Genomic DNA, 25,274 nt, shown 5'->3' with positions numbered 1-25,274 from the left:
CCGGTGAAGATCCTGTCCATCCAGTCGTCGGTCGCCTACGGTCACGTCGGCAACTCGGCGGCGGCCTTCCCCCTGCAACGGCTCGGGCACGAGGTCTGGCCCGTCGTGACCGTGCACTTCTCCAACCACACGGGCTACGGCGCGTGGCGTGGGCCCATGCTGCCGGCTGCGGACGTGGCCGAGGTGATCGCGGGCATCGAGGACCGGGGGGTCCTCGGCAGCGCCGACGCGGTGCTGTCCGGCTACCAGGGCGACCCGGCCATGGGCGCGGTGATCCTGGACGCGGTGGAGAAGGTCAAAGCGGCAAACCCGACCGCGGTGTACTGCTGCGACCCGGTGATGGGCGACGTCGGACGGGGGATGTTCGTCCGGCCGGGCATCCCGGAGTATCTGCGGGACACCGTCGTGCCCCGCGCGGACATCATCACCCCGAACCATTTCGAGCTGGACTTCCTCGCCGGCCGGGCGACGAACTCGCTGGCGGAGGTGCTCGACGCGGTCGACGTGGTGCGGGCGACCGGGCCGCGCCACGTCCTGGTGACAAGCGTGCTGCACGGCGACCTGCCGCCGGGCTCGCTGGAGGTGGTGGCCGTCTCGGACGAGGGCGCCTGGGCGGTGACCACCCCGCTGCTGCCGATCAACCCGAACGGCGGGGGCGACGTCACCGCGGCGCTGTACCTCGCGCACCTGTGCACGACCGGTTCACCAGCGACCGCGCTCGAACGCACCATCGGCTCCGTCTTCGCCGTTCTCGAGGCGACGCTCGCGGCGGGCACCCGGGAGATCCAGCTTGTCGCCGCCCAGGACGTGATCGCCGATCCGCCGGCCCGGTTCAGCGCCCGCCGGCTCCGCTGAGGCAGCGGGTCGGGAGACGCCAGCGACGGCCGACGGCCCCGGACCGCGACGATGGTCAGCGGCCGGGACCCCGTCCCGAGCGACGTTCAGCGGCCCTCGGGTACGGCCATCTCGCCGAGCAGCGACCAGTCCTCCTGCGGCACGGTGACGTTGACGATGCGCGGCGTCTCGGCCAGGTGCGGCGGCAGGGTCTCCTGCGCCGCGCGGAAGTGGGCGGACCGCACGTGGGCGGCGCCGGCCTGGTCGTCGCGGAACGCCTCGACAAGCACGTACTCGCTCGGGTCGTCCAGGCTGCGGGACCAGTCGAACCACAGACAGCCCGGCTCGGCCCGCGTCGCCTCGGTGAACTCGGCGGCGATCTGCGGCCACCGGTCGGCGTGCTCGGCCAGGACCCGGAACTTGGCGGTAATGAAGATCATGGGCCTCAGGCTACCCAGCCGGGTGGGCGCGGGCGACGACCTCCTCGGGAGTCAACGGCGCCTTCGGATGGTGGGTCAGGCACAGCGGGGTACGGACCTTGACGAACGAGAATCCCTCCCCGGCGGCGTAGAACTCGCCGCTGTTGAGCAGGCCGATGTCCGGAAGTCGCCCGCCCTTGGCCTCGGCGAGCTGCCGGGCCGCGTCGATCTGCGCGGGCGCGTTGAGCAGCCCGAAGAACTGCGTCGTCGCGTTTCCGGAGATCTGGTTGTGCAGACCCTTGGGAGCCTGGGTGGCGAAGACCAACCCGAGCCCGTACTTGCGGGCCTGCGAGGCCAGCGCGATCGTGCTGGCGGTGCAGGCCGTGGTGCCGGTCGACGGGGCGAGCGTCTGCGCCTCGTCCATCACGAACAGCCCACCCAACGGCCGGTCCCCGGCCGGATGCCGTTTGATCCAGGCGAAGAGGGCCATCTGCAACTGGTTGACGAAGCTCTGCCGCTGGTGGTCGGAGGTGAGGCCGACGAAGCTGATCACCGACACCCGGGCACGCCGCCCCGGCGAGGGGGTCAGCAGCAGCCCCGGATCGGCAGGTGCGCCGACCCCACCGAAGAGCGGATCGGTCACCATCGCCGCCTTGAGCGCCTCGGCCAACTCCTCGGCGAGCTTTCCGGCGCGGGCCAGCCGACTGACCCCCTCGGGCAGGTCGGTGAGGAACTCGGTGAAGCCGGGCAGACCCACCATCCCGCTTCGCGCGTAGGCCTGGAGGGCCTCGGTGAGGACGGCCTTGCCCTGCTGGGCGAGCCTGCTCGACCGATCGACGCCGGCGCGGGGCGCGAGCGCCTCCACGGCGGAGCGGACCGCCTGGTCGAACTCGTCGGGCCAGTCCCGCAGTGAGGTGAAGTCGGGCAGCGGTTGGAAACTCAGCGGCCGACCGGCGGTGACTCGGGGCGTCCACACCACCACCTCGACGTGTGCCAGGTAGTCGGTGGCGCGTTCGGCGTCGCCGGGATCCCAGCCGCTCGGTGGTGCGGGCCACGCGTCACCGAGCCGGGCGAGGTCGTTGTTGGGGTCGAGCACGATCGCGGAGACTCCCTCGCGGGCGCACTCCTCGACCAGTCGACGGATGAGCACCGTCTTGCCCGAACCGGACCCGGCGAATACGACTGTGTGTCGGCGCAACGATTCCAGGGCCACCGTGAACGGATGGCCGCCGTCGACGGTCCGCCCGAGCCCGATGGTCGCACCGTTGGCGTCGACCACGAGGTCGCCGGAGTCAGCGGGTCCGGCCACGGCGATCGGACCGGTCGACCGCCCACCGGTCCCGTCGTCGACCGGCGCGCTGGTCGGGCCGGCCTCGCCGCCCGGCCGAAGCGCGGTGCCGCCCGGCCGAAGCGCGGTGCCGCCCGGCGGAGGCGCGGTGCCGCCCGGCGGAGGCGCGGTGCCGCCCGGCGGAGGCGCGGTGCCGCCCGGCGGAGGCGCGGTGCCAACCGACGGCGGCTCGGGACCTCGCGGCGGCGGCAGCCCGTCGTCGGGAGCTGCCGGTGGTGCGTCGTCACGGGGCTGCTCGGGGCCGGGTAGGACCGCCCGAAACAGTTCGGTGCCGCTGGCATGACGACGCGACACCAGCCACTCCTGCAGGGCCGTGGACGGCTCGTTCGCCAGCACCCGCAAGGCGGCGAAGACCCGCAGGTCCGCCTCCGGCACCCCGCGCCGCACGCCGCCGGCCGCGTCGAAGCCGGTCAACACCTCGGTGGTACGCCTGCCGGTCGGCCACCCGCCGTTGCGCAGCAGGATCAGTCGCCGTTGGGGTAGGTCCCGGTCCAGTCCGGCGAGTGTGCAGGCGGCCTTGACTCGTGCGGTCACCGCGATGGCGTTCGGGTGCGCGACGGCTCGGAAGCACCAGTGCGCCTCGTTCTCGGTAGCCTCGTCGAGCACCTCGATCAACCGACCGTGCAGAGCGGGCTTGCGCCCCGGCGGCGGATCGTACTTGTAGGTCGCACCGGTCGGCGCCTGCTCGGCGATCCAGGCGGCCAGGCCGGCGGCGAGCAGCCGCGGCATGTGCTCGTCCTCGCCAGCCGGATCGACGGCGGCCGACACATCCGCGGCCTCGACCAGTTCGGCGAACCGTTCGTCCAACTCGCGCAGGCGGCGTTCGACAGTCGTCGGGTCCGCCGCCGCGCCGCGCACGGTGCCCGCCGTCGGCGTCGAGTCGGTGCCGTCGATGAGTCGGTCGAGTTCGACCACCTCGCCGTGGTCACGGCACCAGGCCACATGCCGGTCCACCCGGCGCAGCAGGGCGCGTGGCGTCAGGGTGGGCGCGTCGGCGAAGGCGGCCGGGGCGATCGGCCAGGTGGGGTGGGGTGGCACGAAACGCGGACCGCCGAACGCGGCGGCGAGGCGCTTCGCCACGATGGCCTGCCCGATCTCCGGGGTGGGGATCCGGTCGGGCAGGGTCGCCGCCCGGAAGCGGTCACCGACCGGAGTGGGCACGGTACGTGTCATCAGCACCCAGGTGTCCGGCAGACACGAGACGACGACGAGCGTACGACGGGTGATGTCGCGGAGCTTGAGGAGGCCGTCGGCGATCGGACCGAGCACCTTGGCCTGCCCGTCCTCCAGCCCCTGATGCTGGTTGAGCAGTGAGGTGCTGGTTTGGGCGAACAGCGTGTCGAGCTGATCCACGGCGATCACCGTGGGGTCCAGGGTCAGGGCCATCAGCCGGGAGATGTCCTGCACGATCTGCTGTGGGGGGCGGATGGCGCCGCTCAACCCCCACGCCGCCCGCGCGGCCGGGTCGCCTGGTTCGGAGATGAGGTGGGCGTACCCCACGTCCTGTGCCTCGAAGTCGATGGCACCGTGCAGGACGAGCGCCCGAGCGGTGTCCTGGGCGTCTCGCCCGACCTCCCGGTCACGGGCGCGCAGTGCCCAGATGAAGGCGTCGAGCTGCGCACGGGTCACCGGTCGGGCACCGGCGACCGCGTCGCGGACCTCCACCGGCAGGCCGAGCTGAGGGGTGAGTCGGCGCAGGAAGGTCTTCAGCTGGGTGCCCCAGCCGACGTGGGCGCGGCCCATGCCCTCCACCAGGGCCAGGGCGACGCTTTCCCAGAACGTCTTGCCGCTGACCATGTCGACGAGGAAGAAGTAGCCGCCGTCACGCTGGATCCGCTCGCGTACCGCCCCGAGCAGGTGCGTCTTTCCGGCACCGGCGCGGCCCTGCATGGCGACGCCGAGCGGCATGCTCGTGTCGTCGGTGCGGGCCCGCGCCACCCCGCGCAGGATCTCCGCGGCCACCTTCTCGTGCAGCTCCGGTACGTTGTGCGGGCTGGGTCTCCAGACGTCGTCCGGGGTGACCGCCGGGTTGAGACTCACCGCTTCCAGCGCGGCCCGCTGGTCGTCCGAGATCATGCCGGGCCGATCGCCAGGGCGTGGTTGTCCTCGTTCCCGATGCGAACGGCCGCGGCGCGGTCCCGCGCGGTCAACGACTTGGTGTTCGCCACCGGGATGATGCGGACGTCCGCCCGACCGACCATCGCCCGCAACGTCGCGTCGAGGGATGCCCGCTCGGTGTCGGCAAGCCGGTCGCGGACGTCGGCGAGGCCGACCCAGTCGCCCGGCGCGGTGGCGAGTTCCCCGTACGCCGCCCGAACCAGCGCCTCCACCTCCGCCGGAGAGACCGGTGCCGCCGCTGCGGGTATTGCCGCCGTGGGTGCTGCCGCCGCCGCTGCGGGCGCCGGTGCTTCGTGTCGCGGCTCGCTTGTCGCCGGGGCCGTTGCCTCCGTGTGCTTGAAGAAGTCGCCGTGGCTGACGCGGAGCCGGTCCAGCGAACGGTGCAGGTTGGACAGGACGACGAACAGCGACCGGGTGGTGGAGCCGCCCTGCTTCGGCGGGGTGGAGGTGTGCAGGTGACGGATCACCCGCCAGCCCTCGTCGGTCAGCTCGTGGGCGAACGGCCGGTGCGTCCGATCGGTCTCCACCAGACCCAGGTCGACGAGCTTCTTGTTGTCCTGGCCGGTCAGCGTGAAACCGGCCAGCTCCTTCAGCTCGACGTTTGTGACTCGGCGCGCCTCGACCATCAGCACCACGAGGGCGTTGATCTGGTTCGGCGTCAGGTGCGGGACGTCCGCCGGGCTGGTCATGATCTCTCATCTCCATGGGTGTGCGTGCCGTCGGCGCGTCGCCGGGCCAGCAGCCGACGGATTCCGTCGACCACCGCCGGCGCGTCGGTGAGCACCTGCTCGTTTGTGAAGCGGAGCACGTCCAGCCCGAGGAGTTGCAACTGCACGTCCCTCCGCCGATCGTTGGCGAAAGCGATTCGCCCACGATGCTCCGGGCCGTCCACCTCGACCGCAAGACCCTCGACGGGCCAAAAGAGATCCAGCCGGTACGACGCACCCAGCAGATGCCACTCGTAGGTGTGGTTCCACCGCCGGCCCCGCGCCCAGTCGTGCGGTGCGAGCGCGCGTTCCAGTGCCTGCTCGGCCGCGCTGTCACCACGCGGCACGCCCGCGATCGGCGGCCAGGCCAGCACCGTCGGGCCCGGCTGTGCGGACGTGGCCGGCGGCCGGTCGGTCGAGCTGGCCAACTCGGCGAATCGCGCCGGCACCAGCATCGGCACCGACCGCACCCGGTCGGCATGGCGTAGCGGCCCGCCGGCCAACCACACGGTGAAGCCGCCGTGCCGCACGAGCCATTCGGCGGCGGCCACGAGTGCCCGCTCGGCATCCGCGCCCAGGTCGGGCAGAGCGATGACGAGTACGCAGCCCTCCCGGTCGTACGCCTCGGCGAGCACGCGGGCGAGCCCGGCGGCGCGTACCCCCGGGGCGAAGTGGGACCGGCCGGCGGGCCGGCGCGGACCGCGCAGCGCACGGTCGGCGAGGTCGGCGAGAAACGGGCCGAAGTGTCGGGAACGGGCTGCGGCACGGGCCGCGAGGGCGCGTACCGCCGCCACGCCGAGCGTGCCCTCGCTCTCGAACCGGTCCGCGCCGGTCAGCCACCTGGGGAACATGGCGAGCGCCGCGGTGTCCAACTGGTCGAGGAGGTCGTCCACGAGGTCGACGAGCGGACCCACAGTCGTGGGCCGGAAGTGCACGACCGCCGGCGCCGCCGACGGCAACGGGTCGAGTGCCACCCGCAGCACCTCGGGGTCGACGGCCGGCAGATGACTCACCCGCCGCGTGGGCGGGGCGGCCCACCAGGCCCCGTCGGCCCGGCCGTCGGCCTGGACGGGTTGCGCCATGCCGGCACCCTATGACACCGGCGAGGCCGACCGGTGTCCCGTCGGTGTGCCGGCTCGACGGCCGCGACCGACAGTCAGCGCAGGCGGCGGATGTCGCCGAACGCCCGGTAGAACCCGCCCCGGCTGGACTCGCGGACCTCGGTCACCAGATAGCGGGCGCCCGGCTCGCGAATCCCCTTGGGGAACTGCACGGACCAGTCGTGTCGGTAGCCGTCGGACAGCACCTGGACCCGCAGCCGGCCCCGATCGTCCAGGCACTGCACCACCACGCCCGCGCCCGAGTCGCTTGTCACCTCGACGATCGTCGGCCGCACCGGCAGTGGCGCCTGGCGGGGGGCCTTGACGTCGCGCACCTCGGGCACGTCCCCGGCCTGGGCCGACCGGATCGCCGGCTCGCTCGCGTCGATGCAGGCCAGGTAACCGCCGGTGGTGACGACGTAGAGCCGGTCGTCGTGGTACTGCATCGAATACGCCGAGCCGCAGCCGGTGCCGAGCTTCCACAGCCGGGTGCCGTCCGCGTCGAAGCAGTAGATCGAGGACTGGCTGTCACCGGCGAAGACGTAGCGGCCGCCCTCGGCCGTGGCGCAGGAGAACACCGGGGCGTCGCACCGGTAGCTGCCCTCGTGTCGACCGGCCTTGGACAGCCGCACCACCTCGCGGGTGCTGGTCCCGGCGAACACGCTGCCCCGCTCCTGCCAGCCGAACAGCACCGAGCCGGTGCTGGTGTGCCACAGTTCCTGGCCGGTACGCCACTCGTAGCCGGTCACCCCCCGCGAATGGCCGTGGTAGATGGCGTCGTCGTCGCACCGCACCATCCAGGCCGACCGCCCCTGCCCGGGCCTGCGCCACAGGAACTCGTCCTCGTGGTCGACGGCGGTGATCCCGCCGTCGGCATCCGAGACACCCAGGACGCCGTCGTGGATGTCCAGCCAGTAGATGTCGATTTCCGGGGCGATCGCGTACGCCACCCGGGGCACCTTGCCGGAGAGGTCGTAGACGTTGCCGTCGTCGCAGCCGGCGTAGATCCAGGCGTCGTCGGCGACGATGCACTTCACCCCGTCGGGAAGGCGGACCTGCCCGCGCACCCGGGCGTCGTGGTCGAGCGTGGTGATGACACCGTGCTCGTTGCCGACCATGCAGTGTCGCCCGTCGACGAAGATGCCGAAGGCGGGAGCGCCGGAGTCGTAGCGCCAGAGCACCGGGGCGGTGTGGGCGGTGGAGCGGGTGCTGACGATCTGCCGCCGGGAGACGGTGCGCTTCTGTCGGACGCCCGGGACCGCCGGCGCGTAGCCCTTGCGGACCTTCTCCCCGATCTTCTTCGCCGCGGCCGCTCGCGCCCGCGCGTTGTCGGGGTAGGAGTTGGCCTTGACCTGCCCCTGGTCGCCGATCCGGCCGTAGCGCACGGTCAGTGTGGCGTTGTCGACGATGACCTCGTAGAACTTGTGCGCACCGTCCACTTCGGACAGTTCGAGGTAGGTCGTCTCCTGGGACATGAGGGCCTCCGGGGGTCAGCGACCGACCTGGGCGGGCCGGCGCGGCGACAGTGCCCACACGTTAACGACCGCCACCGACACAATCGGCGGGTGCCCGGAGAGCACCGGGCACCCGCCGACACCGAATGGGCCCGGTGCGGTCAGCCCGCGGTGCAGGAGCGGACCTGCGGACGGGCGCTGCTGTTGCCGTTGGTCATCGTGGTGAAGCCGAAGGTGTTGCCGCTGCCGTTGGACCGCATGGTCATCACCGTGCCGCTGCTGTCCCAGGTGGCGGAGCCGTTCCAGATGGTGGAGACCCGCTGCGGCGCGGTGAGGGCCACCACCACCGTCCACGTGGTGGCGCCGCTGACCGTCACCGACGTGTTGTACCTGTCGCCCCAGACGTTCGTGGTCGTCGCCGTCGCGGTGCAGCCGCCGGTGCTGGGCGGCGGGGTCGCCGTGCTGGGCGGCGGCGTGCCGGTGCTGGGCGGCGGGGTCGTGCCGTCGGGCGCGACCGCGCGACCGGTGGACGGCGAGATCATGCCGGGGCACAGGTTGCGGCTGGTCAGGTTGGCCATGATCTGGGGGATCGCGTCGCGGGTGTTCTGGATCCCGTCGTGCATGAGGATGACCTGACCGGCCTGGAGGCGGCTCGCGTTGGACACGATCTGGCTGACGCTCGCGCCGTTCCAGTCCTGTGAGTCCACGTCCCAGATCACCTGGCGCATGCCGAGCGAGGACGCGACCGACTGGAGGGTGCCGTTGGTCTCCCCGTACGGCGGACGGAACAACTGCGGTCGGACGCCGGTGGCCGACTGGATCGCCGAGTTGGTCTGGGACAGGTCGGACTGCATCTGCGACTGGCTCATCGAGGTCATGTGGGCGTGGTCCCAGCTGTGGTTGGCGACCCACATGCCGGCGGACACCTGCGCCTGCGCCGCGGAGCGGTTGTTCTGGACGTTCTGCCCGACGTTGAACATCGTGGCCCGTACGCCGTTGCCGCGCAGGACGTTGAGCAGCGCGCCGGTGCTGCCGGTCGGTCCGTCGTCGAAGGTGAGGCCGACGTAGCCGTTGCAGGTGGCGGCGCTGGACGGGGTCGAGGTGGCGGCGAGGACGACGCCGCACGCCGCGACGGCGGTGGCGAGGACGGCCAGTGCCGCGCGCAAACGCCTCGACCGCAGGGCCGGGCCGGGGGAGACCTTGCTCATCTGATGCCCCTTCTCGCGGGCCGGACGCGCCTGGAACGCGGGCGGCGCGGTCCGGTCGGGTGTGGGTGAGTGGGGAGGCCAACCGAATCCGTCGCGAAGCCGATCGCATTGACCTCGATGGATCGGAGTATTACAGCGGGATTTCCGATGCGTCAACAAGTTCCGGTAGTCCTCCGGAACACGGCAGCGGCGCCGCTTGAGGCTCCACCCCGTGCTCTCCTAGCATAAGCGGCCGGGACGCAGGGGTTCGGTCATCGGTCGATCAATCCGGCAGGCGTATCGACAGGCCCAATAATCCGGAAAAGTCGCCGGAAGTATCGGTGACCCGGCCGGCATCGCCGCACCGTGATCCACTCGGTTTCCCGACCATCGGTGGGCCGTGTCCACGGCCCGCCCCGCCCGGTCGCGAGGGGTGACGTCAGGGGCCCAGCCGCAGTTGCCAGCGCGTGCCCTGGCTGGTGAGCCGGACGATCGCCAACGGTTCCACGTCCACCTGCCGGTACGTCGACACCGGCAGGTCGAGGGCGTGGACGACAGCGACCCGGAGCACCAGCGGATGGGTCACCGCGACAATCCGCCCGCCGGCTGCGCGCTGCCCGTCCAGCCAGCGACCGACCCGGTCCCGCACCGTCGTGACGGATTCGCCCCCGTGTGGCGCGCGGTCCGGTGCGGACAGCCACTCGTGCAGCGCCCGCGGCTGCTCGACGGCGATCTCCTCGAGTGCCCGTCCGGTCCAGTCGCCGTAGTCACAGTCGGCCAACGCCGGTTCGATGGTGGGCAGCAGGCCGAGAGCGTCGGCGGTCTGGGTGGCCGCCGCCGCCGGACTGGACCGGCAGGCGGTGCCGGCACTCGGGTGCCCGGGTCGGTCCGCTCCGTCGTGGGCCAGGGCGCGGGCGGCGCGCAGGCCCCCCTCGTCCAGGCCGTCGTCGGGCCCACCGAAGCGGGCCCGACGCAGGGCGACGGTGTGACCGTGGGCGACCAGCCGGAGGCTGGTGCCGGTCAACTGCTCGGCAGCGCGGTGGCGGTCCGGCGGCGCGGGTCGCGGTGCATCAGGGCCGCGAACAGCAGGCCGATCCCGGTCCAGAGCACCACCTGAGTGCCGAGCGAGGCCAGCCGGAAGTCCCACAGCAGGGTCGCCGGGAAGTCCGCCGGAACCTCCTGGAAGGAGGGCATCACCACATAGGACACCACGGCGACCAGCAGGAACCCACCGGCGGCCGCGGCGGCGCGCTGCCACAGCGGCGCCGTGCTGCCGACCGCCCGATAGCCGAGGGAGCCGGCCCACACCGCCACCAGGCCGAGCACCACCATCAGCAGGTAGGTGACGGTGCGCTGGTTGATGGTGGCCGGGTCGCCAACGGCCGGCGGGTTCGCCGGATACTTCAGGAACGGCACGATCACCGCGCCGAGCAGCGCCGCGCCGGCCAGCAGCAGGCCCGAGCGGCCGTCGTCGTAGGTCCGCCTCCGGCGGGACAGCAGGACGTACGCCGTGGCCAGCAGGCCACCCATCGCGGCGCCGAACAGGCTGGTGGCCAGGAACAAGCCTCCGCGCTGGCCGGTCCGGCTGACCAGGGCGTCCTCGTGGTCGTGCCCGCCGGCTGCGGGCTCGGCGTGCGTCGCCGCCTCCTCGATCGCGATGGCCGCCTCGACGCGCGGTTCGCCGGCGACATAGGCGAACGCCCCGGCGAGCAGGCCGGCGAGCAGGCCGGCGAGCAACCCGCGGACGAGGATGGTGACGAACGAAGGGGCGGTGGTGGACGTCAGTGGCACGGGACACCCAGCAGGTGCCGGCCGTCGTGCATCAGCTCGTGCAGGTACGTCCCGCTGCGCGAGACCGCTCCCTGATCGAAGGCGACGAGGTAGGCCAGCAGGCTGAGCAGGACGACAGTGGCGAGGACCGTCCACAGCAGACGGGTGGTGCCAGCGGGGTGCACCAACGGCTGGCTGGACGTGGAAGTAGACATCAGACACGAACCTCCCCGGGGATGACGCGTCCCCATCGCAAGGCTGCGGACGAGCGAGCGTCCTGGCTCGCGGCCCCATTGAGCCGGGACCGCTTACAGTGGCGCGACCGCGCCGGACTCACACCGGCTTCCCTCGCGTCGCCGCAGATAGTGGGTCGACGGTATCGGGGTCGCCGCAGGCGGTCAACCCGATCCTGTGAGCAGGGCGGCAGTCCACGCTGAGCAGCGGTATCGACAAGCTTGAATTCTAAAGATATGATGCTTGGTTGCGCCGAAGCACCCACTCGGCGGCCCCGCAGGCCTCCTGTTACCGCTAACATGGTCAAACTGCCGGATCGGTTCTGAAACACCGAGTCGACCCGGACGTCTGACCAATGACTGGGCGGGGTGGGGGAGAGCACGTGAGCACGCCAGGACAAGTTCGATGACGAGCACCGAGGCCACGTCGGACCAGGGCATCGTCGACGCGCACCATCATCTCTGGGTCCGGGCACGGCACCCGCAGCCCTGGATCGATCCGCACACCATGGCCGTGATCGACCACGACTTCACCCCGCTCGATCTCGCCCCGGTGGCCCGAGCCGCCGGAGTCACCCAGACCGTCGTGGTGCAGTCCATCGCAGCCCGGACGGAGACGCCCGAGCTGCTGGGCATCGCGGCCGACGATCCCCTCATCGCCGGCGTCGTCGGCTGGGTCGACCTCACTGCCGACAACGTCGGCGATCGCCTCGACCGGCTCCGGGCGGCGCGCGGCGGTGAGCGACTGGTGGGCATTCGCGACCTCGTCCAGTCCGAGCCCGACCCGGCGTACCTCGACCGCCCGGACATCCGGCGGGGCATCGCCGCGGTGGGCGCCGCTGGCCTGGCCTTCGACCTGCTGGTACGCGACCACCAGTTGCCGGCGGCCACCCGGCTGGTCCGCGATCTGCCCGAGATGCGGTTCGTCCTGGACCACCTCGGCAAGCCCTCGCTCGGGCACGCCGGCCTCGGCGACTGGCCGCGCGACCTGCGGGCGCTCGCCGCCGAGCCCAACACGACGGCGAAGCTCTCCGGTCTGGTGACCGAGGTGGACGGCCCCTCCTGGACGACGGCGGACCTTCGGCCCGCGGTCGAGCACGCGCTCGACGCGTTCGGCCCGGCCCGGCTGATGTTCGGCTCCGACTGGCCGGTGTGTCTGCTCGCCTCCTCTTACCCGCGCTGGGTCGAGGCCCTCACCGAGTTGCTGGACCCGCTGGGTGCTGACGAGCGGGCGGCGATCTGGCGGGAGACGGCCCGCCGGGCGTACCGGCTGGACCCGGCCTGATCTCGCGGCGGCGCGCCGACTGACCAGCGGCACCTCGGGCCGGACGTGTCGAGGAGCGGCGGTTTGATCGGACGTATGCCGTGGCCGGGCCGGGTAACGACGACAACATCCCCGTAAGACCTTGGCAACATGAGTCAATGCGTGGCAAGGTAACGCCTGATCGAGGGAAACATCCGACCTATCTCGACGGGTACGTGGGCACAAGCCCGCGTACCCTGCCGGAAGGTTCGGTGGGTCAGAGGTTGCCGGCTCGTCGGGGACTCCCCCGTCCCGCGCTGGCACCACGGTTGGGGAGGTCAGATCCGACGATGAGCACCGTCGAGGCATCCGCCGGCACGCAGCGCGGCGAACTCAGCGACTGGTTCCGCGAACGGATCTCCCACGCCGTCTCCGAGTTGACCGCCGCGACCGCGCTCGTCGTCCTGTTCATCGCGCTGACCTTCGCCAGTCCCTATTTCCTGACCGCGGACAATCTCTTCAACATCGGAGCGCAGACCGCGGTGATCGCCATCATCGCCACGGCGCAGACGATGGTCATCATCACGAAGGGGATCGACCTGTCCGTGGGGTCGGTCGCCGCGCTCGCCGGCGTCGTGGGAGCGATGGTCGTGCGCGATCTCGGCTTCTCGCTCTGGGCGGCGACCGTGGTCGCGATAAGCGTCGGCGCGCTTGCCGGTCTGCTGAACGGGCTGCTGGTGACCGTGGCCCGGATCCCGCCGTTCATCGCGACGCTGGGCACGATGTCCGTGGGCCGCGGTCTCGTCTTCATCATCACCGGCGCCGTCGGCGTCTACGGCCTGCCCCGATCCTTCCAACTGCTCGGCAACGGCGAGATCCTCGGCATTCCGTTCGCCGTGCTGATCACCGTCCTGGTCGCGGTCGGGGTCGCCTTTCTGCTCTCCCAGACCCGCTTCGGTCAGTACACCTACGCGATGGGCTCCAACCTGGAGGCCGCTCGCCGCTCCGGGGTCCGGGTGGGGCGTCACCTGACCGGCGTGTACGTGCTGGCGGGCGTGCTGGTCGGGCTGGGCGGCATGATCGCCGCCTCCCGCGTCAACTCCGGCCAGCCCAACTACGGGATCTCGTTGGAACTCGATGTCATCGCCGCCGCGGTCATCGGCGGCGCCAGTCTGTTCGGTGGTCAGGGCCGGATCGTCGGGACCATCATCGGCGCGTTCCTCATCGCCCTGGTGCGCAACGGCGCTGTCCTGCTCGACATCAGCATCCACTACCAGCAGGTGATCGTCGGCCTGATCATCTGGGCCGCCGTCTACTTCGACCAGTACCGCCGCCGGCGGCTGGAATCACGGGGTTGACATGCCATTCCGAGACTCCGAACGGGAAAGGACACACACCATGGCGCACACCACCACCAGCCGGCGGACGCGACGGTCGATCCTGGGCGTACGGGCGGTTCTGGCCGCGGCCGCGGCGACCGCTCTGCTCAGCGCCTGCGGCGGGGTCGAGGTCCGCGACGGGGGCGACGGCGCGACGAAGGACGCGAGCGGCCCGTTGAAGCTCGCCGTCGTGCCGAAGGCCGTCGGCGCCGACTACTGGAACACCGTGAAGGCGGGCGCGGAGTGCGCCGCGCAACGCGCGGGGGACGTCACCGTGCAGTGGGACGGGGTGACCACCGAAACCGATGTCGAGGGCCAGGTCAACCTGATCCAGAACTTCGTCACCAAGAAGGTCGACGGCATCGTCTACGCGGCGACCGACTCCAGCGCGCTGGCGCCCGCGACCGACCAGGCGCTCGCCGCGAAGATCCCGGTCGCGATGATCGACTCTGGCACCAGCCCGCAGCCGTCGAGCGTGCCGCTGTTCGCCACCGACAACCGTGCGTCGGCCACCGAGGCGGCGAAGTTGCTCGCCACCGAACTCGGCCCCGGCAACCACCAGGTGGCGCTCGTCGAGTTCCAGCCGGGATCGCAGACCAACACCGAGCGGGTGGACGGCTTCAAGGCCGGCCTCGCCCAGTATCCCAACCTGAAGCTGGTCGGCCAGCAGCCCAGCCGCAGCGACGTCAACGAGGCACGGCGCGTCACCGAGAACATCCTCACCGCCAACCCCAACCTCGCCGGCATCTTCGCGGCCAACGAGCCGAGCGTGCTCGGCGCCGCGCAGGCCATCCAGGCGGCCGGGAAGTCCGGCAAGGTGGTCATCATCGGGTGGGACGCCGCCCCGGACGAGATCGCCGGGGTGCGCAGCGGCCAGATCTCGGCGCTGGTGGTGCAGAACCCGTTCAAGATGGGCTACTTCGGCGTCGACAAGATGGTCAAGCACCTGCGGGACAAGGCGCCGCTGGCATCGGCCGACACCGGCGTCACGTTCGTCACCAAGGAGAACATCGACTCCGCGGAGATCAAGGCGGTGCTCGAGCCGAGTTGCGCCAACCCCCCGGTGCAGTGATGGGTACGACCCCGACGGCTACCGCCGACAGCGACACGCAACCGACCTCCGAGGATCCTCCGGTCCTCGAAGCCCGTGGCATCGTCAAGCGGTTCGGGCACGTCGAGGCGCTGCGCGGCGCCGACTTCACGGTCCACCGGGGCGAGGTCGTCGCGCTGATCGGTGACAACGGCGCCGGAAAGAGCACCCTGATCAAGACGCTGTCCGGTGTGCACCCGCCCGACGAGGGCGAGATCCGGGTGGATGGTCGGCCCGTCCAGTTCTCCACGCCTGTCGACGCCCGGCGTGCGGGTGTGGAGACGGTCTACCAGGATCTCGCCGTCGCCGACGATCTCAGCGTGGCCGCCAACCTCTACCTGGGCCGAGAGATCCTGCGCTCCGGGCCGCTCGGCCGGCTGGGTCTGCTCGACAAGCGCGCCATGCGGCAGGGCGCCGCCGCGGCCCTCGACGAACTGGGTGTGCGGATCCCTCGGGTCACCACCCCGATCGCGATGTTGTCAGGTGGGCAGCGACAGTGCGTCGCGGTGGCCCGCGCCATCATCTGGGCGACGAACGTGGTCATCCTCGACGAGCCGACCGCGGCGCTCGGTGTGGTCCAGACCGGGCGGGTGCTCGACGTCGTCCGGCGAGCCCGCGACGCCGGCATGTCGGTGGTGCTGGTCAGCCACAACATGCCGCAGGTGCTCGAGATCGCCGACCGGGTCGAGGTGCTGCGGCTCGGCCGCCGGGCGGCCCGGCTGCGCGCGGACGAGGTCACCACCGACGACCTGGTCGCGGCGATGACCGGGAGCACCGGCGGAGAGCGGGACGACCGCTGAAGTCGTCGACCGGGGCGCGCGCGATCACGTGATCGAGGGCGCGCCCCGGAGCCGCCGGGCCGCGGCGGGTGGCGAGCGCGCCGTGGAGGCGCGGGTGGGTGGCTAGCGCGCCGCGGAGCCGCGGGCGGGTGCGTAGCGCGCCGCGGGCGGGTGCGTAGCGCGCCGCCGTACGCCGGGGAGTTTGTTCAGAACCGCGCCGGCTCGACGTTTGCCTCACCGTCGTCGGGTTGCCCGTGCAGTGATTCCTCCACCCCGATCAGGTGGTTGGCCATCCGGATCCGGGCGCGTTCCGGGTCCCGGGCCACCAGGGCCTTCAGGATCGCGACGTGCTCGTCGTGGGTACGCCGGTCCGCGCCCTCCTCGTGCAGGCTCCGCCAGAGCCGCCCGCGCAGCGTGCGCCCGGCGAACGCCTCGATCAGACCGACGAGCACCGGATTGTCGGCGTGCACCGCGATGATCCGGTGGAACGCGATGTCGATCTCCATGATCCGTTCGTGCTCCTGCGGCGACCGACCGGCGATCCGCGCGGCCTCGTCGAGGAGCACCCCCGCCTGGGCGAGGGCCTCGTCGGTGATCCTGGTCGCCGCCAGCCGGGCGGCCTCGCACTCCAGCAGCCGCCGGACGATGTGGACGTGCCGTGCGTCGCCCTGGCCCTGGAAGTCGACCACGAAGCCCATCGGGGCCAGCAGCTGCGGCGCGTCGAGGTTCGTGACGTAGGTGCCGTCACCCTGGCGGATGTTGACGATGCCGAGGATCGACAACGCCGACATCCCCTCGCGCAGCGACCCCCGCGAGACGCCGAGCGACTCGGCGAGGTCCTTCTCGATGGGCAGGCGGTCCCCGGGCTTGAAGTGCCCTTCGAGGATCATCCGCTTGATGCCGTTCACCACCTCGTCGGTGCGCGACATGACATCCCCCTAGCGGCCGGCGGGCGTGGCCGTCCCACCCGCGATCACGTACGACTCCGGAGAAGACACCGTAGTCGGGTCTGTCGTCGCCCAGTAGCCGCCGTCGGGGAACCGGTAGAGCTCGACCGACTCCTGGCGCATCCGGGTGGAGTAGCCGGGCTGGCGGGGCAGGACGTAACCGCTGCCCGAGCCGGTGTCCTGGATGATGCACGGGTCGGTGAAGTGCTCGTGCAGGTGGTCGACGAACTCGGTCACCCGGTTGGTGAGATCTCCGGAGATCGCGACGTAGTCGAGCACCGACACGTGCTGGACCATCTCGCACAGCCCGACACCGCCGGCGTGGGGGCACACGGGGATGTCGAACTTCGCGGCGAGCAGCAGCACGGCGACGATCTCGTTGATGCTTGCCAACCTGCCGGTGTCCAGTTGGCAGAAGTCGATGGCCTCGGCCTGGAACAACTGCTTGAACATCACCCGGTTGTGGCAGTGCTCGCCGGTGGCGACTCCGATCGGAGCGACGGCGCGGCGGACGGCGGCGTGGCCCAGGATGTCGTCGGGGCTGGTCGGCTCCTCGATCCACAGTGGCTCGAACTGGGCGAGGGCCTTGACCCACTCGATGGCCTGACCGACGTCCCACACCTGGTTGGCGTCGATCATCAGGTTGCGGTCCGGGCCGAGGATCTCCCGGGCGATGCCGCACCGGCGGATGTCGTCCTCGAGGTTGGCGCCCACCTTCAGCTTGACGTAGCCGTAGCCGGTGTCCACCGCCTCCTGGCACAGCCGGCGCAGCTTGTCGTCGCCGTAGCCGAGCCAGCCGGCCGAGGTGGTGTAGGCGGGGTAGCCGGTCCGGTCAAGCTCGGCGAGACGGGCCGCCTTCGTGCTCTCCTTGGCGCGCAGGATGGCCAGTGCCTCGTCCCGGGTCAGCGCGTCGGACAGGTAGCGCAGGTCCGCGATGTCGACGAGCTCCTCGGGGGACATGTCGACGAGCAGTCGCCACAGCGGCTTGTCGGCGACCCGGGCGACCAGGTCCCACGACGCGTTCAGCACGGCGGCCAGCGACAGGTGGACGACGCCCTTCTCCGGGCCGAGCCACCGCAGTTGCGAGTCGGAGGTGAGCAGGCGGTAGACCGCGCCCATGTCCGACGCCATCGTCGCGACGTCCACGCCCACGAGGCGCTGTGCCTGGTGGACGGCCGCCGCGACGACGATGTCGTTGCCCCGGCCGATGGTGAACGTCAGACCGTGGCCCGCGAGTGGCGCACCCGTGCTGTCGACGCCGTCGGTGTGCAGGACGACATAGGCCGCCGAGTAGTCGCCGTCCTTGTTCATGGCGTCGGAGCCGTCAGCGGTCAGGGAGGTGGGGAAGCGGACGTCTTCGACGGTGACGGCGGTGATCTGCGGCATGCGCTCCTCGCCCGGTTAGGCTAAAGATCAGATGATCTCTGGGAGTATACGGAGGGTCAATCCGACGAGTCAACGACGTCGATCACCCAGGAATCGAAGACATCTAATGTTTTTTCCGCGCCGCCGATTCGTCGACGTGCCGGCGGCCTGGTCGCCGTGCCTGGTCTGCACGCCCGGCCGGAGTCGCGGAGGTGTTCGTCGCGCTGGTAGACGCCCTGACTCTCGACGACGCGGCAGGCCGCTGAGGCGCCCCGAGACCGATGGGGACGGTGGCGCGGGAAGTGGATAATGGTCCAGAAGATTGGATGTCCACTCCGGAAAGTTGCATTGACGGCCGAGTATGGGTAGGGGTCTTTACATCTAAAGACTTAATACATCACACCTTTCCGAATGTCGACACCCGCTCGGCCTGCCGTGTGCCGCGCGGGCGTTCGCCGACCCTGAGTCGGCCGGACCCGGCCCGGCCGGCGCGGCCGGTGACGACCATCACGGGCGTCGCCGTCGACACGCCCGAGACCGACATGTGGGGTGTGACAACGGCAGCGTCCCTATATATGGTGTCGAGCGCAGCTGGTTCGACCGCTCAGCCCGAGCGGTCGAGGCAAGAGGGAACCCGGTGGAAATCCGGGACTGTCCCGCAGCGGTGAGTGGGAACGACAGCCGTCATGAGCACTGGGCCACGAATCGGCCTGGGAAGCGACGGCCAGTAGGAGACCGGCCAACCCGGTCGTGCCCACGAGTCCGAAGACCTGCCAGCGCGCCGCGTACCCACACCCGGGTGAGCGGCGGTCCGAGGCCGCGTGGGACGGCCGACGCCACCTGACCCACGCCGTGCCGGCGTGGCGTCCGCCGGTGTCTGTCTCCACGCGTTCGAGGGGCCATCAGGTCTCGAACTCGCGAGGAGTGAGTGGTGACAGTCACCGAGGTAGTCCCGGCAGTCGGCGACGCGGCCGTGCGGCGGACGCCGATGCAGGTCCGCAAGCGCGACGGCGCCACCGAATCCGTGGACGTCAACAAGATCGTCCGGGCGGTCGAGCGGTGGGCCGACGACCTGACCGACGTCGACCCGATGCGCGTCGCCACCCGCACGATCAGCGGCCTGTACGACGGCGCGACGACTGCCGAGCTGGACCGGCTCTCCATCCAGACCGCGGCCGAGATGATCGGCGAGGAACCGCAGTACTCCCGCCTCGCCGCCCGGCTGCTCTCCAGCTACGTCGGCAAGGAGGTGCGTCGGCAGGGCGTCACCTCGTTCAGCGCGGCGATCCGGGTCGGCCACGCCGAGGGCCTGATCGGCGACGACACCGCCGCGTTCGTCGCCGCGCACGCCCCGATGCTCGACGACGCTGTCGATCCGGACGGTGACCGGCGGTTCGAGTACTTCGGTCTGCGCACGGTGTACGACAGGTACCTGCTGCGCCACCCCACCAGCCGCCTGGTGCTGGAGACCCCGCAGTACTGGCTGCTGCGGGTGGCCTGCGGGCTGTCCCAGACGCCGGACGAGGCGGTCGACTTCTACCGACTCATGTCCAGCCTGGCCTATCTGCCCAGCTCACCGACGTTGTTCAACTCCGGCACCCGGCACACCCAGATGTCCTCCTGCTATCTGGTCGACTCCCCACGCGACGAGCTGGACTCGATCTACCAGCGCTACGCCCAGGTCGCCAACCTGTCCAAGTTCGCCGGCGGCATCGGCATCGCGTACTCCCGGGTCCGGTCCCGGGGCGCCCTGATCCGCGGCACCAACGGGCAGTCCAACGGGATCGTGCCGTGGCTGCGCACGCTGGACGCGAGCGTCGCCGCGGTCAACCAGGGCGGCCGGCGCAAGGGCGCGGCCTGCGTCTACCTGGAGCCGTGGCACCCGGACATCGAGGAGTTCCTGCAACTGCGGGACAACACCGGCGAGGACGCCCGGCGCACCCACAACCTGAACCTGGCCAACTGGATCCCGGACGAGTTCATGCGCCGGGTCGAGGCCGACGAGATATGGTCGCTGATCGACCCGCACGAGGTGCCCGAGCTGCCCGACCTGTGGGGGGAGCGTTTCGACGCCGCGTACCGGGAGGCCGAGGCGCAGGGTCGCTACGTGCGGCAGGTCCCGGCGCGGGAGCTGTACGGGAAGATGATGCGGACCCTGGCCCAGACCGGCAACGGGTGGATGACGTTCAAGGACGCCGCCAACCGGCTCTGCAACCAGACCGCCGAAGACGGCAACGTGGTGCACCTGTCCAACCTCTGCACCGAGATCATCGAGGTGTCCAGTGACGCCGAGACCGCCGTGTGCAACCTCGGCTCGGTGAACCTCGCCGCGCACCTGACCGACGGCGGCATCGACTGGGAGCGGCTGCGCGCGACGGTCCGTACCGCCGTCACCTTCCTCGACCGGGTCATCGACATCAACTACTACCCGACCGCGCAGGCGGCGGCGAGCAACCCCCGCTGGCGGCCGGTCGGGCTCGGGCTGATGGGCCTGCAGGACGTGTTCTTCGCGCTGCGACTGCCGTTCGACTCCCCGGCCGCGCGGGAGCTGTCCACCCGGATCAGCGAGGAGCTGTACCTGACCGCGCTGGAGACCTCCGCCGACCTGGCGCGCGAGTTCGGCGCGCACCCGGCGTACGCGCAGACCCGCGCCGCGCGTGGCCAGTTGCAGCCCGATCTGTGGGGCGTCCAGGGCACGCAGACCGCCAGGTGGGACGCGCTGCGCCAGCGGGTCCAGGTGGACGGGCTGCGCAACTCGCTGCTGGTGGCGGTCGCCCCGACCGCGACGATCGCGTCGATCGCCGGGTGCTACGAGTGCATCGAGCCGCAGGTGTCCAACCTCTTCAAGCGCGAGACCCTGTCGGGGGAGTTCCTCCAGGTCAACACCGCGCTGGTCCGCGAGCTGAAGGCCCGTGGCCTGTGGACCGAGCGGATCCGGTCGGCGATCAAGCGGGCGGAGGGGTCGGTCCAGGACATCGCCGAGCTGCCGGTCGGCGTCCGGGAGTTGTTCCGCACCGCCTGGGAACTGCCGCAGCGTGCCCTGATCGACCTGGCCGCCGCCCGCGCCCCGTTCATCGACCAGTCCCAGTCGCTGAACCTGTTCCTGGCCGCACCGACCATCGGCAAGCTCTCCTCGATGTACCTGTACGCCTGGAAGGCCGGGCTGAAGTCCACGTACTACCTGCGCTCCCGCCCCGCCACCCGGATCCAGCAGGCCACCGTCGCGGTGCTCGCCCCGGTGGCGGCCGACGCGGAGGCGCTGGCCTGCTCGCTGGAGAACCCCGAGTCGTGCGAGGCCTGCCAGTGACCCCCGCCGACACCACCACCACCGCCGACGCCCGCACCACCGACACGAGGACCACGCACATGCTGCTCGACCCCGGGATGGACCTCACCCTCCGCCCGATGCGTTACCCGCACTTCTTCGACAGGTTCCGCGACGCCATCCGCAACACCTGGACCGTCGAGGAGGTCGACCTGCACGCCGACCTCGCCGACCTGGACAAGCTGTCGCCGGCCGAGCGGCACCTGGTCAGCCGGCTGGTGGCGTTCTTCGCCACCGGCGACACGATCGTCGCCAACAACCTGGTGCTCAACCTCTACCAGCACGTCAACAGCCCCGAGGGTCGCCTCTACCTGTCCCGGCAGCTCTTCGAGGAGGCCGTGCACGTCCAGTTCTACCTCAACCTGCTCGACACGTACGTGCCGGACGAGACCGAACGCTTCGAGGCGTTCGCCGCCATCGAGAACATCCCCTCGATCCGCCGTAAGGCCGAGTTCTGCTTCCGCTGGATCGACTCCCTGGGCGACCTGCGGGAGCTGCGGACCCGGGACGACCGCCGGACGTTCCTGCTCAACCTGATCTGCTTCGCCGCCTGCATCGAGGGGCTGTTCTTCTACGGAGCGTTCGCGTACGTCTACTTCCTGCGCTCCCGCGGCCTGCTGCACGGCCTCGCCTCCGGCACCAACTGGGTGTTCCGCGACGAGTCGATGCACATGGCGTTCGCCTTCGACGTCGTCGACACCGTGCGCGCCGAGGAACCGGACCTGTTCGACGACGACCTCGCCGACCAGGTGCGGCAGATGCTCGCCGAGGCTGTCGAGTGTGAGGTGCAGTTCGCCGAGGACCTGGTGGGCCACGGGGTGCCCGGCCTGACGTTGGCCGACATGCGGGAGTATCTCCAGCACGTCGCGGACCGCCGCCTGGCCCAGCTCGGCATCGCCCCGCACTACGGGTCGAGCAACCCGTTCGCGTTCATGGAGCTGCAGGACGTGCAGGAGTTGTCCAACTTCTTCGAGCGGCGGGTGTCGGCGTACCAGGTCGGGGTGGCCGGCACCGTCGCCTTCGACGACGACTTCTAGGAGCGTCGTGCGGGAACGCCCGTGAGGAACGCCCGTCTGCGCCGATCTTGCAGCTTCTGTCGTCGATATGCGTGCAATGCTCTCTTATGTCGCGACAGGAAGTGCAAGATCGCGGGGAAGGGGCGGTCCGGTCCCTCCGATCATGGAGTTGTGGCGCCTGATGTGGGTTGTGCAGGCACTTTGTCACCCACCACAACTCCATGATCGACGAGGCGGTGCGGGGTTGGCGAACAGCGGGTTCAACTCTGCGCTTCTGCGACGTAGACACCTTTGCCTGGATGGCCCTCGACCAACTCGCGGCCGTGCCGATCGATGAACCGGTGAGTCGGGCAGACGAACTGTTCGCCGCGATGCGGACGCTTGATGCTCATTGGACTCGGGCATGTGGCCAGCCGTGGCGTTCAGGCAGCTGCCTTGGGTGCACGAGTCAAAGCGAATGTCGTCAGCTCGATTGGTCGTTGGGTGTTGTGGCGGACGCCGCATCGATCATGTTGCAGAAGTAACGATTGTCGTTTCACGGGATCGAGGACGTCGCCGGCGCCACGGTGAGCACCGCGGCGAGTTCGACGACGACTGCTAGGCGGCGACCGATCCCGGGGCCTGGCGTCGCTTGGTGAGCCACCGCATCACGTGCAGTGGGTGCGACGCCGGGTCCGGAATCGGGTGGAAGACGTGTTCCACCTCGCCGTCGGCGATGATCAGGGTCAACCGCTCGTAGAGCGTCATGTCGCCCGCGGTGCGCGTCGGCAGCCGCAGTGCGGCGGCCAGGCTCAGCCGCGGGTCGGGGATCAGCGGGTAGGGCAGCCGCAGCCGGTGGGCGAGTTCCCGCTGGTAACCGGTCGACTGCGCGGACAGGCCGTACACCCGCGCCGCGCCGGCCGCGCGGAGTTCCGCGTGGTGGTCGCGGAACCACGCGGCCTGCTCGGTGCTGCCCCGGGCCCCATGGACCTCCAGCAGACCGTTGGGCAGATCGACGCCGGGCCGCCCGGTCAGGGGGTACACGAAGATGACGCTGCGCCCGACGCCGAGCGCGCCGAGATCGACAGGTCGGCCGTCGGTGCCGTAGAAGGACAGCTGCGGCAGGCGGGTCCCGACCAGCGCGGCAGGGTCGGCGCCGACCGTGTCACCGCCGGGGACGACCTGGGTCGCGGCCGCGTCGAGGCGCGCGTCCAGCGCGTCCCGCTGGGCGGTCAACCTGCCGATCCGCTCCTGCAGGCCGGTGATGGTGCTGCGGTACGTGGCCACCGCCGCCGCGCACACGTCGGCGTCGTCGGCGCCGCCGGCTATCGACTCGACGAACGGGCGGGTCTCCTCGACGGTGAGGCCGAGCGCCATCAACTCGCGGATCTGGGCCACCAGGCGCACCGCGATCGGGTCGTACTCGCGATAGCCGTTGCCCAGCCGTCGGGGCACGACCAGCCCGGCCGACTCGTAGTACCGCAGGGCCCGAACCGTCGTCCCGGTCCGTCGTGCCAGTTCACCCACCCGCATCCCGCGACCCTAAACCCGCACCCCGGGGTACGGGTCAACGTGTCGATCATCGCGGTGCCAGGACCGCCGTTTCCTGCCAGTCTGGCGGTGAAAAGGCATCCTGAGCAGGGAGTGTGTGATGACGGCAATCAGCCGGGTACGGGGTCGGCAGATCCTCGACAGCAGGGGCAACCCGACGGTGGAGGCCGACGTGGTGCTCACCGACGGGTCGACCGGGCGCGCGGCCGTGCCCTCCGGGGCGTCGACGGGAGCGAACGAGGCTGTCGAACTGCGCGACGGGGACCACACGCGCTTTCACGGCAGGGGCGTCACGACGGCGGTCGCCGCCGTGAACGGTGCGATCGCCGACGCGGTGATCGGGCTCGACGCGGAGGACCAGGCGCTCGTCGACGAGACGATGATCGCTCTCGACGGCTCGAAGGACAAGAGTCGACTGGGCGCCAACGCGATCCTCGCGGTGTCCCTGGCGACGGCCAAGGCGGCGGCGATGGCGCACCGGCAGCCGCTCTACCGCTACGTCGGCGGGGTGGGGGCCCGGCTGCTGCCGGTGCCGATGATGAACATCATCAACGGCGGCGCGCACGCCGACAACCCGCTGGACTTCCAGGAATTCATGATCGCTCCGGTCGGGGCGCGGACGTTCGCCGAGGCGGTCCGGATGGGCGCGGAGGTCTTCCACACCCTCCGGAGGTCCCTGGCGGCGGCCGGGCACAGCACGAACGTCGGTGACGAGGGCGGCTTCGCGCCGACCTTCACCGACGCGGACGAGGCGTTGCGTTTCGTGCTGCGCGCCATCGAGGACGCCGGCTACGAGCCCGGCGCCGACCTGACGATCTGCCTCGACCCGGCCAGCTCGGAGTTCTTCCACGAGGGCGTCTACGACTACGTCGGCGAGGGGCGGGCGCGCACCGTCGAGGAGCACGTCGACTACCTGCTCGACCTGGTCTCCCGGTACCCGATCAGCTCGGTCGAGGACCCGATGGCCGAGGACGACATCGCCGGGTGGAAGCGGCTGACCGCGCTGGCGGGGGAGCGGGTGCAGTTGGTCGGCGACGACGTCTTCTGCACCGACGTCGACCGTCTGCGCGACGGGATCGAGGGCGGTTACGCAAACGCGATTCTGGTCAAGGTCAACCAGATCGGCACGCTCACCGAGACTCTCGCGACCGTGGACGCCGCCCACAAGGCGGGCTACCGGGTGGTGATGTCGCACCGCTCGGGCGAGACCGAGGACACCACGATCGCCGACCTGGCCGTGGGCGTCGGCTGCGGCCAGATCAAGACCGGGTCGCTGTCGCGCTCCGACCGCACCGCCAAGTACAACCAGCTCATCCGCATCGAGGAGGAGTTGGGCGACCGCGCCGTCTACGCCCGAACGCGTTAACCCCGACCGCCCTCATCCCGCGATCTTGCACTTTCTGTCCCGACACGAGGTGCATTCCACGTGT

At 70.8% G+C, this 25,274-nt stretch carries 20 protein-coding genes and 2 riboswitches; of the genes, 8 read left to right on the top strand and 12 right to left on the bottom strand.

All coding sequences use genetic code 11. From position 1 onward, the window contains the following. The first annotated feature begins 3 nt into the window (after positions 1–3). Positions 4–855: a pyridoxal kinase PdxY gene (gene pdxY / locus ACLQ29_RS16350; protein ID WP_425772381.1), complete on the top strand. Its 852-nt coding sequence runs from the start codon at positions 4–6 to the stop codon at positions 853–855. An 86-nt stretch (positions 856–941) separates the two neighbouring features. Here pdxY and ACLQ29_RS16345 read toward each other — a convergent pair whose 3' ends face one another. From ACLQ29_RS16345 to ACLQ29_RS16305, 9 genes are all read right to left on the bottom strand, one after another. After that, the gene (locus ACLQ29_RS16345; RefSeq protein ID WP_425772380.1) at positions 942–1,274 is read right to left on the bottom strand and encodes a putative quinol monooxygenase; all 333 of its coding nucleotides are present in this window, start codon (positions 1,272–1,274) and stop codon (positions 942–944) included. Between the two features lie 10 nt (positions 1,275–1,284). Beyond that, positions 1,285–4,677, bottom strand: coding sequence for an ATP-binding protein (locus ACLQ29_RS16340; RefSeq protein WP_425772379.1), 3,393 nt, complete (start codon positions 4,675–4,677; stop codon positions 1,285–1,287). Beyond that, a complete protein-coding gene (locus ACLQ29_RS16335; RefSeq protein ID WP_425772378.1) occupies positions 4,674–5,408 on the bottom strand; it encodes a hypothetical protein in 735 nt (244 codons plus the stop codon). The genes ACLQ29_RS16340 and ACLQ29_RS16335 overlap by 4 nt, the downstream gene beginning before the upstream one ends. After that, on the bottom strand, positions 5,405–6,508 hold the full coding sequence (locus ACLQ29_RS16330; RefSeq protein WP_425772377.1) for an endonuclease domain-containing protein: 1,104 nt from the start codon (positions 6,506–6,508) through the stop codon (positions 5,405–5,407). The genes ACLQ29_RS16335 and ACLQ29_RS16330 overlap by 4 nt, the downstream gene beginning before the upstream one ends. 74 nt (positions 6,509–6,582) lie before the next feature. Beyond that, positions 6,583–8,001 carry a WGR domain-containing protein gene (locus ACLQ29_RS16325; protein ID WP_425772376.1) on the bottom strand — a complete coding sequence of 473 codons (1,419 nt, stop codon included), beginning with the start codon at positions 7,999–8,001 and terminating at the stop codon, positions 6,583–6,585. A 140-nt stretch (positions 8,002–8,141) separates the two neighbouring features. Next, positions 8,142–9,188: a polysaccharide deacetylase family protein gene (locus ACLQ29_RS16320; protein ID WP_425772375.1), complete on the bottom strand. Its 1,047-nt coding sequence runs from the start codon at positions 9,186–9,188 to the stop codon at positions 8,142–8,144. 418 nt (positions 9,189–9,606) lie between these two features. Then, the gene (locus ACLQ29_RS16315) at positions 9,607–10,191 is read right to left on the bottom strand and encodes a histidine phosphatase family protein (protein WP_425772374.1); all 585 of its coding nucleotides are present in this window, start codon (positions 10,189–10,191) and stop codon (positions 9,607–9,609) included. Then, positions 10,188–10,958: a CbtA family protein gene (locus ACLQ29_RS16310; protein WP_425772373.1), complete on the bottom strand. Its 771-nt coding sequence runs from the start codon at positions 10,956–10,958 to the stop codon at positions 10,188–10,190. Before ACLQ29_RS16310 ends, ACLQ29_RS16315 begins: the two co-directional genes overlap by 4 nt. Continuing rightward, a complete protein-coding gene (locus tag ACLQ29_RS16305) occupies positions 10,949–11,152 on the bottom strand; it encodes a CbtB domain-containing protein (protein ID WP_425772372.1) in 204 nt (67 codons plus the stop codon). Before ACLQ29_RS16305 ends, ACLQ29_RS16310 begins: the two co-directional genes overlap by 10 nt. 57 nt (positions 11,153–11,209) lie before the next feature. Continuing rightward, positions 11,210–11,284, bottom strand: a riboswitch (cobalamin riboswitch). 292 nt (positions 11,285–11,576) lie between these two features. Between ACLQ29_RS16305 and ACLQ29_RS16300 the strand changes: the two genes are divergently transcribed. From ACLQ29_RS16300 to ACLQ29_RS16285, 4 genes are all read left to right on the top strand, one after another. Further along, positions 11,577–12,455, top strand: coding sequence for an amidohydrolase family protein (locus tag ACLQ29_RS16300; protein ID WP_425772371.1), 879 nt, complete (start codon positions 11,577–11,579; stop codon positions 12,453–12,455). A 308-nt stretch (positions 12,456–12,763) separates the two neighbouring features. Then, positions 12,764–13,771 carry an ABC transporter permease gene (locus ACLQ29_RS16295; protein ID WP_425772370.1) on the top strand — a complete coding sequence of 336 codons (1,008 nt, stop codon included), beginning with the start codon at positions 12,764–12,766 and terminating at the stop codon, positions 13,769–13,771. A 40-nt stretch (positions 13,772–13,811) separates the two neighbouring features. Further along, positions 13,812–14,864, top strand: coding sequence for an ABC transporter substrate-binding protein (locus ACLQ29_RS16290; protein WP_393368693.1), 1,053 nt, complete (start codon positions 13,812–13,814; stop codon positions 14,862–14,864). Beyond that, positions 14,864–15,682: an ATP-binding cassette domain-containing protein gene (locus ACLQ29_RS16285; RefSeq protein ID WP_425772369.1), complete on the top strand. Its 819-nt coding sequence runs from the start codon at positions 14,864–14,866 to the stop codon at positions 15,680–15,682. The genes ACLQ29_RS16290 and ACLQ29_RS16285 overlap by 1 nt, the downstream gene beginning before the upstream one ends. A gap of 185 nt (positions 15,683–15,867) precedes the next feature. Here ACLQ29_RS16285 and ACLQ29_RS16280 read toward each other — a convergent pair whose 3' ends face one another. Together ACLQ29_RS16280 and ACLQ29_RS16275 are read right to left on the bottom strand one after the other, a co-directional pair. Continuing rightward, positions 15,868–16,590: a FadR/GntR family transcriptional regulator gene (locus tag ACLQ29_RS16280; RefSeq protein ID WP_393368698.1), complete on the bottom strand. Its 723-nt coding sequence runs from the start codon at positions 16,588–16,590 to the stop codon at positions 15,868–15,870. A 9-nt stretch (positions 16,591–16,599) separates the two neighbouring features. Further along, positions 16,600–17,994, bottom strand: coding sequence for an L-fuconate dehydratase (locus ACLQ29_RS16275; protein ID WP_425772368.1), 1,395 nt, complete (start codon positions 17,992–17,994; stop codon positions 16,600–16,602). Between the two features lie 554 nt (positions 17,995–18,548). Next, positions 18,549–18,765: riboswitch (cobalamin riboswitch) on the top strand. A gap of 196 nt (positions 18,766–18,961) precedes the next feature. Here ACLQ29_RS16275 and ACLQ29_RS16270 point away from each other — a divergent pair. Together ACLQ29_RS16270 and ACLQ29_RS16265 are read left to right on the top strand one after the other, a co-directional pair. Further along, the gene (locus ACLQ29_RS16270) at positions 18,962–21,280 is read left to right on the top strand and encodes a ribonucleoside-diphosphate reductase subunit alpha (RefSeq protein WP_425772579.1); all 2,319 of its coding nucleotides are present in this window, start codon (positions 18,962–18,964) and stop codon (positions 21,278–21,280) included. A 59-nt stretch (positions 21,281–21,339) separates the two neighbouring features. Further along, the gene (locus ACLQ29_RS16265; protein WP_425772578.1) at positions 21,340–22,335 is read left to right on the top strand and encodes a ribonucleotide-diphosphate reductase subunit beta; all 996 of its coding nucleotides are present in this window, start codon (positions 21,340–21,342) and stop codon (positions 22,333–22,335) included. A 576-nt stretch (positions 22,336–22,911) separates the two neighbouring features. On the opposite strand, the gene ACLQ29_RS16260 is transcribed toward ACLQ29_RS16265, so the two are convergent. After that, positions 22,912–23,826, bottom strand: a complete 915-nt coding sequence (locus tag ACLQ29_RS16260; protein WP_425772367.1) for a MerR family transcriptional regulator — start codon at positions 23,824–23,826, stop codon at positions 22,912–22,914. Positions 23,827–23,944: 118 nt separating this feature from the next. Here ACLQ29_RS16260 and eno point away from each other — a divergent pair, with 118 nt between their 5' ends. After that, positions 23,945–25,210, top strand: a complete 1,266-nt coding sequence (eno, locus tag ACLQ29_RS16255; protein WP_425772366.1) for a phosphopyruvate hydratase — start codon at positions 23,945–23,947, stop codon at positions 25,208–25,210. Positions 25,211–25,274: the final 64 nt, after the last annotated feature.

Source organism: Micromonospora sp. DT228, from assembly GCF_049841595.1.
Classification (GTDB): domain Bacteria; phylum Actinomycetota; class Actinomycetes; order Mycobacteriales; family Micromonosporaceae; genus Micromonospora.
The sequence above is the reverse complement of the archived record's forward strand: the minus strand, read 5'-3'. Positions and strand labels throughout refer to the sequence as shown.

Excerpts from the sequence above, each read along its gene's own strand:
- ACLQ29_RS16320 (WP_425772375.1), bottom strand. The coding sequence starts at position 9,188 with ATGAGCAAGGTCTCCCCCGGCCCGGCCCTGCGGTCGAGGCGTTTGCGC.
- ACLQ29_RS16265 (WP_425772578.1), top strand. The coding sequence starts at position 21,340 with ATGCTGCTCGACCCCGGGATGGACCTCACCCTCCGCCCGATGCGTTAC.
- ACLQ29_RS16290 (WP_393368693.1), top strand. The coding sequence starts at position 13,812 with ATGGCGCACACCACCACCAGCCGGCGGACGCGACGGTCGATCCTGGGC.
- ACLQ29_RS16260 (WP_425772367.1), bottom strand. The coding sequence starts at position 23,826 with ATGCGGGTGGGTGAACTGGCACGACGGACCGGGACGACGGTTCGGGCC.
- eno (WP_425772366.1), top strand. The coding sequence starts at position 23,945 with ATGACGGCAATCAGCCGGGTACGGGGTCGGCAGATCCTCGACAGCAGG.
- ACLQ29_RS16345 (WP_425772380.1), bottom strand. The coding sequence starts at position 1,274 with ATGATCTTCATTACCGCCAAGTTCCGGGTCCTGGCCGAGCACGCCGAC.
- ACLQ29_RS16335 (WP_425772378.1), bottom strand. The coding sequence starts at position 5,408 with ATGACCAGCCCGGCGGACGTCCCGCACCTGACGCCGAACCAGATCAAC.
- ACLQ29_RS16330 (WP_425772377.1), bottom strand. The coding sequence starts at position 6,508 with ATGGCGCAACCCGTCCAGGCCGACGGCCGGGCCGACGGGGCCTGGTGG.
- ACLQ29_RS16295 (WP_425772370.1), top strand. The coding sequence starts at position 12,764 with ATGAGCACCGTCGAGGCATCCGCCGGCACGCAGCGCGGCGAACTCAGC.
- ACLQ29_RS16300 (WP_425772371.1), top strand. The coding sequence starts at position 11,577 with ATGACGAGCACCGAGGCCACGTCGGACCAGGGCATCGTCGACGCGCAC.
- ACLQ29_RS16270 (WP_425772579.1), top strand. The coding sequence starts at position 18,962 with ATGCAGGTCCGCAAGCGCGACGGCGCCACCGAATCCGTGGACGTCAAC.
- ACLQ29_RS16280 (WP_393368698.1), bottom strand. The coding sequence starts at position 16,590 with ATGTCGCGCACCGACGAGGTGGTGAACGGCATCAAGCGGATGATCCTC.
- ACLQ29_RS16325 (WP_425772376.1), bottom strand. The coding sequence starts at position 8,001 with ATGTCCCAGGAGACGACCTACCTCGAACTGTCCGAAGTGGACGGTGCG.
- ACLQ29_RS16305 (WP_425772372.1), bottom strand. The coding sequence starts at position 11,152 with ATGTCTACTTCCACGTCCAGCCAGCCGTTGGTGCACCCCGCTGGCACC.
- ACLQ29_RS16340 (WP_425772379.1), bottom strand. The coding sequence starts at position 4,677 with ATGATCTCGGACGACCAGCGGGCCGCGCTGGAAGCGGTGAGTCTCAAC.
- ACLQ29_RS16275 (WP_425772368.1), bottom strand. The coding sequence starts at position 17,994 with ATGCCGCAGATCACCGCCGTCACCGTCGAAGACGTCCGCTTCCCCACC.
- ACLQ29_RS16285 (WP_425772369.1), top strand. The coding sequence starts at position 14,864 with ATGGGTACGACCCCGACGGCTACCGCCGACAGCGACACGCAACCGACC.